This is a genomic window from Corallococcus sp. AS-1-12 (assembly GCF_020036995.1).
Classification (GTDB): domain Bacteria; phylum Myxococcota; class Myxococcia; order Myxococcales; family Myxococcaceae; genus Corallococcus.
Genome location: NZ_JAIQDD010000095.1, coordinates 1 through 1,233, shown reverse-complemented (window position 1 = coordinate 1,233; position 1,233 = coordinate 1). Strand labels below are relative to the sequence as shown.

Genomic DNA, 1,233 nt, shown 5'->3' with positions numbered 1-1,233 from the left:
ATCGCCGCTCCCGACGGGCTCATCAGGGCGATCCGCTTGGCCGACCCTCACGCGATCCATGACCCCGGTCCTTGACAGCCAGCGTAGTTGTCGCCCGGACCGCGAGGCCGGCAGCAGCCGCCGTGGTTGCCCGCTTCCGCAGGGTGGCCTTGCGGTGAAATGAGGCAGCCCCTGCTGAAGCACGCACACGCGTGCCGTCCTGCGCGACTCGTCGTGGCCGGTGCACGGCACCGCGGCTGCACAGGTCATCCAGCAGTTTGCCCAGCAACGCCCGGAAGGCAGGGCCTGAGCGCGCCATGAAGGAGGACAGCGTATGCGCCGACACACTGACGCCGCCGCACAACCACCAATACGCAACGTCCGTACGCAGTCTCGCCGCAATGGCGTGAGCACTGGAGAGGCCTTCCATCTGCCCATACACCCACAGCGCCAACAACAACCGCGGATCCACTGCCGCACGCCCCGCGTGATGAGGACGCGCACGGATGGCGCGCTCGAAGTCCGACATGTCCAGCGCTTCAACAGCCGCCCATACGGCGCGCACCGGATGACCTCGGTCAACCAACTGCTCGTAGGTCCGCGCCGACAGCACCTGCGTCCGTTTTGGCCGGAGCACACGCACTCGCGGCCGTTCGCTCCCCGCCATGGCGATTCATCATCGCACTGCTGCGCTTATGCATCCATTGGACGCATTAGAAACGTTAAATTTTTCTCAGCCCCTCAGCCCTTCGGCCGCCGCCAGCACCCGCAGCTTCTCCTGCCCCGTCCACTTCCTCTCCACCTTCGCCGCCTCCGGCTGCTGCTCAGACTCGCTCGTCATCGCTCCCACCGTAGCCCTCTTCAGCCACTTCGACAGCGTCGACTGCGGCACTCCCACCTGCTTGCCCAGGGCCGTCGCGCTCAGCACCTCCGGCCCCATCATCCGGCGCACCATCTGCTCCTTGAATTGCTCCGTGTACGGCACGGCCTACCTGCCCTTCACGCCCCCTGGGTGCTTCTGCCGGCCTCGCGGTCCGGGCGACAACTACGCTGGCACAGGGGGAGCTCGTCCACATCCTCGAGGCTGACCTCACCCAGAAGTGCAGGGCGGATTCAAGCGGTCGTCGCAACGCCTCCTGGTTGAAGTGAACATAGATGAGTGTTCAGCACCTCGGAAGGGAGGTAGTCACAGAGGGTGTGGAAACGAGAAAGGCGACGTAACGATCCCCGGTGAGCACCACCGAAACGAGGCCG

The 1,233-nt window shown here is 65.5% G+C and carries 1 protein-coding gene and 1 pseudogene; both read right to left on the bottom strand.

Annotated features, from left to right (window positions below; translation table 11 throughout):
* Positions 1-102 precede the first annotated feature (102 nt).
* A pseudogene (locus K8556_RS38845) lies at positions 103-646 on the bottom strand (transposase); the annotation flags it as partial.
* Between the two features lie 66 nt (positions 647-712).
* Positions 713-964: a hypothetical protein gene (locus K8556_RS38840; protein ID WP_223745179.1), complete on the bottom strand. Its 252-nt coding sequence runs from the start codon at positions 962-964 to the stop codon at positions 713-715.
* Between the last annotated feature and the right edge of the window lie 269 nt (positions 965-1,233).